This is a genomic window from Streptomyces sp. NPDC056361 (assembly GCF_042262805.1).
Lineage (GTDB): Bacteria > Actinomycetota > Actinomycetes > Streptomycetales > Streptomycetaceae > Streptomyces.
On record NZ_JBHJQI010000246.1, the window covers coordinates 1 to 6,620 of the forward strand.

General features: G+C 71.2%; 4 protein-coding genes. 1 reads left to right on the forward strand and 3 read right to left on the reverse strand.

Going from position 1 to position 6,620, the window contains the following annotated elements:
- Positions 1–37 precede the first annotated feature (37 nt).
- The 3 genes from ACFCY7_RS39145 to ACFCY7_RS39155 all read right to left on the reverse strand — a co-directional run bounded on the left by ACFCY7_RS39145 (position 38) and on the right by ACFCY7_RS39155 (position 3,610).
- Positions 38–1,747, reverse strand: coding sequence for an FG-GAP repeat domain-containing protein (locus tag ACFCY7_RS39145; protein WP_376490854.1), 1,710 nt, complete (start codon positions 1,745–1,747; stop codon positions 38–40).
- A 190-nt stretch (positions 1,748–1,937) separates the two neighbouring features.
- On the reverse strand, positions 1,938–2,630 hold the full coding sequence (locus tag ACFCY7_RS39150; protein ID WP_376490855.1) for a TetR/AcrR family transcriptional regulator: 693 nt from the start codon (positions 2,628–2,630) through the stop codon (positions 1,938–1,940).
- On the reverse strand, positions 2,627–3,610 hold the full coding sequence (locus tag ACFCY7_RS39155; RefSeq protein ID WP_376490856.1) for an acyl-CoA desaturase: 984 nt from the start codon (positions 3,608–3,610) through the stop codon (positions 2,627–2,629). The genes ACFCY7_RS39150 and ACFCY7_RS39155 overlap by 4 nt, the downstream gene beginning before the upstream one ends.
- A 253-nt stretch (positions 3,611–3,863) precedes the next feature.
- Here ACFCY7_RS39155 and ppc point away from each other — a divergent pair, with 253 nt between their 5' ends.
- Positions 3,864–6,593, forward strand: a complete 2,730-nt coding sequence (ppc, locus tag ACFCY7_RS39160) for a phosphoenolpyruvate carboxylase (protein ID WP_376490857.1) — start codon at positions 3,864–3,866, stop codon at positions 6,591–6,593.
- Positions 6,594–6,620: the final 27 nt, after the last annotated feature.

Here is a 6,620-nt window from a genome sequence, read left to right on the forward strand (position 1 = left end):
CACCGGAACTCCGGTGCGGGGCGCCCGCGTTCACCGACTAGTACATGGCGTTGTACGTCTGGAAGCCCGTACCGATCCGGAAGCGCGGCTTGAAGGTGCCGTCGCCGACGCCCAGGTAGCGCCACAGCTCGCCCGCCCCGTTCACCGCGAGCAGGTCGGCCTTGCCGTCGCTGTTCAGGTCGCCCGGCGCCACGATCCGGGCGTACGTCCAGCCGGTGCCGATCAGCGTCCGCGCCCCGAACGGCTTGTAGGCGTCGCCGGTGCCCCGGTACAGGTACAGCCTGCCGGAGCCGTCCCGCGCGATCACGTCCGGACGGCCGTCGCCCGAGTAGTCGCCCGCGCCGATGATCGCGTTGTAGCCGGCCCAGCCGGTGCCGACCTTGATCCGGGCGTGGAGGGCCGTGGCCTCGCCGTTGCCCCGGTACAGGTACAGGTTGCCGGCGCCGTCGCGGGCCAGCAGGTCGCCCTTGCCGTCGCCGTTCAGGTCACCGGCGCCGGCGATCTTGTTGTAGATCTGCCAGCCGCTGCCGAGGATCGTGTCGTCGTCGCCGTACAGGTAGCCCTGGACCAGCTTCAGGAAGTCGGCGTCGGTGTCCTGCCCGAGGGACGAGGCGAACGAGAGGTTGTAGCCGTTCCAGCCGGTGCCCCCCTCGTACCGCTTGCCGAGGACGCCGTTGTTGTCGGAGTAGTAGGTGTACAGCGTGCCGGCCTTGTCCCGCGCCAGGACCGCGTTCTTGCCGGAGCCGGCGATCGCGCCCGAGCCGCTGAACTGGTCGACCGGCCGCGCCGCGCGGTCGTAGCTGACCTGCGCGCGCGGGCCGAGACGGCCGTCGCCCAGACCGAGGTAGCGCCACAGGGTGCCCTCCTGGTCGCGGGCGATCAGGTCGGCCTTGCCGTCGCCGTTCTGGTCGTCGACCGGCACGACCTGGTTGTACGTGCCCCAGCCGGTGCCGACGGACCTGCGCGGCTTGAACGGGGTCGCCTTGTCGCCGCTGCTGCCGTAGAAGAACAGCTGACCGCCCAGCGTCCGGGCGAGGACGTCGCCGAGGCCGTCGCCGTCGTTGTCGCCGAGACCCACGACCTGGTCGTACGTGTTCCAGCCGTTGCCCACCTTCGCCGCCGGCCCGAACGGCGCCGTCAGCGAACCGGTCGCCAGGTACAGGTACAGGTCGCCGTTGTGCCGGCGGCCCATGAGGTCGGCCTTGCCGTCGCCGTTCACGTCACCGGGCGAGAAGACCTTGTTGTAGATCGTCCAGCCGTTGCCCACCCACTGGCGGGAGCCGGACGTCGCCGTGGCGTCGGAGAAGAGCTCCAGCTGGCCGTACTTCGAGACGGTCAGCACCTCGGGAGCGCCGTTGCCGTTCAGGTCGCCGACCGGCACGATGTCGCTCTTCAGGACCGTGGAGCCCCCGAAGCCGGTCCACGGGTCGGTCGGCGAGACCGCGGTCGACGGCACCGCGTACAGCTGACCGGTCCACTCGCGGTTGAGCAGGTCCGTACGGCCGTCGCCGTCCACGTCGAACCGGGGCGCCAGGACCGCGTCGGCCTGCGCCGTACCGGCCTTGGCCGCGCCGGACAGCGCCGACCAGTCGAGCTTCAGCGCCGTGTGGCCGCGCTGCGGCAGCTGGGCGGCCGGACGCGGCGCGGGCTCGGCCACCGCCGGAGACGCCAGCAGCATGCCGGCGGACAGGGCGAGCGCGGTGCAGGTCGAGACGCGACGCGCGCGCCCGGAGAATGCGGAACGCAAAAGATCCCCCCCTGGGGAACGAGAACAGGGCCCGTGGGAAGGGGTCCGCGGCGCGTCCGTACGGCAGTCGGCACGTACGGAGGGCGGACACCCCCCTCGGATGTGGACCGGAGTGTACTCCTGTTCGAGTATGGGGAAGCCACCGCTTTTTCCCGACCTCGTCAGGTCCTCCCGGCCACCGCCCGGCCCGTCAGTTCTTGCGGTGCCCTATCAGCCGCGGCTTCTGCTCCAGACCGTCCAGACCGTGCCACGCCAGGTTCACCAGATGCGCGGCGACCTCCGCCTTCTTCGGCTTGCGGACGTCCAGCCACCACTGGCCCGTCAGCGCCACACTGCCCACCAGCGCCTGCGCGTACAGCGGCGCCAGCTTCGGGTCGAAGCCGCGGGCCTTGAACTCCAGGCCCAGGATGTCCTCCACCTGCGTCGCGATGTCGCTGATCAGCGACGCGAACGTGCCCGTCGACTGCGCCACCGGCGAGTCCCGCACGAGGATCCGGAAACCGTCCGTGTAGTTCTCGATGTAGTCGAGGAGCGCGAACGCCGCCTGCTCCAGGAGCTCCCGCGGATGCCCGGCCGTCAGCGCGCCCGTCACCCCGTCGAGGAGCTGGCGCATCTCCCGGTCGACGACGACCGCGTACAGCCCCTCCTTGCCGCCGAAGTGCTCGTACACCACCGGCTTGGACACCCCGGCCTTCGCCGCGATCTCCTCCACCGACGTGCCTTCGAAGCCCTTCTCGGCGAAGAGCGTGCGACCGATGTCGAGCAGCTGCTCCCGGCGCTGCGCGCCCGTCATCCGCACCCGGCGCCCCCGCCGGGGTTTCTGCTCTCCGCTGCTGCTGCCGGTACCGCCGGTCCTGCCCTCGATCGCCACGTCTTCCATCATGCCGCGTCTGCGGACGCGCTCTGGCGGCGGGCTTCGATGCGGGACTTCGCCGGCCAGCGCACGTCGGTCGCCCAGCCGAGCTGCTCGAACCAGCGGATCAGCCGCGCGCTGGAGTCGACCTGCCCGCGCAGCACCCCGTGCCGGGCCGACGTCGGGTCCGCGTGGTGCAGGTTGTGCCAGGACTCGCCGCAGGACAGCACCGCCAGCCACCACACGTTGCCCGAGCGGTCACGCGACTTGAACGGCCGCTTGCCCACCGCGTGGCAGATCGAGTTGATCGACCACGTCACGTGGTGCAGCAGCGACACCCGCACCAGGGAGCCCCAGAAGAACGCGGTGAACGCGCCCCACCACGACCACGTCACCAGACCGCCGACCAGCGGCGGGATCGCCAGCGACACCACCGTCCACAGCACGAACTGGCGGGAGATCGCCCGGATCGCCGGGTCCTTGATCAGATCGGGCGCGTACTTGTGCTGCGGCGTCCGCTCCTCGTCGAACATCCAGCCGATGTGCGCCCACCACAGGCCCTTCATCAGCGCCGGCACCGTCTCGCCGAACCGCCACGGCGAATGCGGGTCGCCCTCGGCGTCCGAGAACTTGTGGTGCTTGCGGTGGTCCGCCACCCAGCGCACCAGCGGACCCTCCACCGCGAGCGACCCCATGATCGCGAGCGCGATCCGCAGCGGCCGCTTCGCCTTGAACGCGCCGTGCGTGAAGTAGCGGTGGAAACCGATCGTGATGCCGTGGCAGCCGACGAAGTACATGACGACCATCAGCACCAGGTCCAGCCAGCTCACCCCCCAGCCCCACGCCAGCGGCACCGCCGCGAGCAGCGCCACGAACGGCACCGTGATGAAGAGCAGCAGCGCGACCTGCTCGATCGAACCCTTGCGATCGCCGCCGAGCGTGGCGAAGGGCAGGGCCGCGGCGCCCTCGGACGTCGCGGGCGCCGAGGTCACCTCGGGGCTCATGGTCATGGATGTCCCCTGGGGGTGAGGGTGAGAGTGGGGGGAATGTACGAGAAAGTACGGAAAGACACGGCCGAGGCTACGCCTCCGTAACCTACGGCGTCGTAAGTATGGCAGCGCCGTGGCGCGCGGCAAGAGGGCACAACAGGACCCTGACCGCCGTCCACGGGTTGGACACCTATCCTGGGTGCGTCGGACAGCGCGGTCCGCAAGCCTCCAGAACCCCTCCAGACGTGCTGAAACACTGCAAGGAGCCGCACCTGTGAGCAGTGCCGACCAGACCCCCACCGCCAGCACCGAGCTGCGCGCCGACATCCGCCGACTGGGCGACCTCCTCGGCGAGACCCTCGTCCGCCAGGAGGGCCACGAGCTCCTCGACCTCGTCGAGAAGGTCCGCCGCCTGACGCGGGAGGACGGCGAGGCCGCGGCCGAGCTGCTCCAGGGCGTCGAGCTGGAGACCGCAGCCAAGCTGGTGCGCGCCTTCTCCACCTACTTCCACCTGGCGAACGTCACCGAGCAGGTCCACCGCGGCCGCGAGATGCGCGAGAAGCGCGCCGCCGAGGGCGGCCTCCTCGCCCGCACCGTCGACATGCTCAAGGACGGCGACCCCGAGCACGTACGCGCGACGGTCAAGAACCTCAACGTACGGCCCGTCTTCACCGCGCACCCCACCGAGGCCGCCCGCCGCTCCGTCCTCAACAAGCTGCGCCGGATCGCCGCCCTCCTGGAGACCCCGGTCATCGAGGCCGACCGGCGCCGCCACGACCTGCGGCTCGCCGAGCACATCGACCTCATCTGGCAGACCGACGAACTCCGGGTCGTCCGCCCCGAGCCCGCCGACGAGGCCCGCAACGCCATCTACTACCTCGACGAGCTGCACGCCAACGCCGTCGGCGACGTCCTGGAGGACCTCGCCGCCGAGCTGGAGCGCGTCGGCGTCGAACTCCCCGCCGGCACCCGCCCGCTCACCTTCGGCACCTGGATCGGCGGCGACCGCGACGGCAACCCCAACGTCACCCCGCAGGTGACCTGGGACGTCCTGATCCTCCAGCACGAGCACGGCATCACCGACGCCCTCGAACTCGTCGACTACCTGCGCGGACTGCTCTCCAACTCCATCCGCTACGCCGGAGCCACCCAGGAACTCCTGGACTCCCTCCAGCGCGACCTGGAGCTCCTCCCGGAGATCAGCCCCCGCTACAAGCGCCTCAACGCCGAGGAGCCCTACCGGCTCAAGGCCACCTGCATCCGGCAGAAGCTCGTCAACACCCGCGAGCGCCTCGCCACCGGCACCCCGCACCAGGACGGCCGCGACTACCTCGGCACCGCCGAGCTCCTCCGCGACCTCACCCTCATCCAGACCTCGCTGCGCGAGCACCGCGGCGGCCTCTTCGCCGACGGCCGGATGGACCGCACCATCCGCACCCTCTCCGCCTTCGGCCTCCAGCTCGCCACCATGGACGTCCGCGAGCACGCCGACGCCCACCACCACGCCCTCGGGCAGCTCTTCGACCGCCTCGGCGAGGAGTCCTGGCGGTACGCCGACATGCCCCGCGACTACCGGCAGAAGCTCCTCGCCAAGGAGCTCCGCTCGCGCCGCCCGCTCGCCCCCACCCCGGCGCCGCTGGACGCCGCCGGCGAGAAGACGCTCGGCGTCTTCCACACCATCAAGGAGGCCTTCGAGCGCTTCGGCCCGGAGGTCATCGAGTCGTACATCATCTCGATGTGCCAGGGCGCCGACGACGTCTTCGCCGCCGCCGTCCTCGCCCGCGAGGCCGGCCTGATCGACCTGCACGGCGGCTGGGCCAAGATCGGCATCGTGCCGCTCCTGGAGACCACCGACGAGCTCAAGGCCGCCGACGTCATCCTCGACGGCATGCTCGCCGACCCCTCCTACCGGCGCCTCGTCTCGCTCCGCGGCGACGTCCAGGAGGTCATGCTCGGCTACTCGGACTCCTCCAAGTTCGGCGGCATCACCACCTCCCAGTGGGAGATCCACCGCGCCCAGCGCCGGCTCCGCGACGTCGCCCACCGCTACGGCGTCCGCCTCCGCCTCTTCCACGGCCGCGGCGGCACCGTCGGCCGCGGCGGCGGCCCCTCGCACGACGCGATCCTCGCCCAGCCCTGGGGCACGCTGGAGGGCGAGATCAAGGTGACCGAGCAGGGCGAGGTCATCTCCGACAAGTACCTGATCCCGTCCCTGGCCCGCGAGAACCTCGAACTGACCGTCGCGGCCACCCTGCAGGCATCCGCCCTGCACACCGCCCCGCGCCAGTCCGACGAGGCCCTCGCCCGCTGGGACGCGGCCATGGACACCGTCTCGGACGCCGCCCACACCGCGTACCGGAAGCTCGTCGAGGACCCCGACCTGCCCTCGTACTTCTTCGCGGCCACGCCGGTCGACCAGCTGGCCGACCTCCACCTGGGCTCCCGTCCCTCGCGCCGACCCGACTCGGGCGCCGGACTCGACGGACTGCGGGCCATCCCGTGGGTGTTCGGCTGGACGCAGTCCCGGCAGATCGTCCCCGGCTGGTTCGGCGTCGGCTCCGGCCTGAAGGCCCTGCGCGAGGCCGGCCTCGACGCGGTCCTCGGCGAGATGTACGAGCGGTGGGGCTTCTTCCGCAACTTCCTCTCCAACGTGGAGATGACGCTCGCCAAGACGGACCTGCGGATCGCCCGCCACTACGTCGACACCCTGGTCCCCGACGACCTCAAGCACGTCTTCGACACCATCGAGGCCGAGCACGCGCTGACCGTCGCCGAGGTCCTGAAGATCACCGGCGGCGAGCAGCTCCTGGACTCCAACCCGGTGCTCCAGCAGACGTTCGCCATCCGCGACGCCTACCTCGACCCGATCTCGTACCTCCAGGTCGCCCTCCTCGCCCGCCAGCGCGCGGACGCCGAGCGCGGCGAGGACCCGGACCCGCTCCTCGCGCGGGCCCTCCTCCTCACGGTGAACGGCGTCGCCGCGGGCCTCCGCAACACCGGCTGACCCGCACCCCGTTCATGACCGTGCCCC

Excerpts from the sequence above, each read along its gene's own strand:
- ACFCY7_RS39150 (WP_376490855.1), bottom strand. The coding sequence starts at position 2,630 with ATGATGGAAGACGTGGCGATCGAGGGCAGGACCGGCGGTACCGGCAGC.
- ACFCY7_RS39155 (WP_376490856.1), bottom strand. The coding sequence starts at position 3,610 with ATGACCATGAGCCCCGAGGTGACCTCGGCGCCCGCGACGTCCGAGGGC.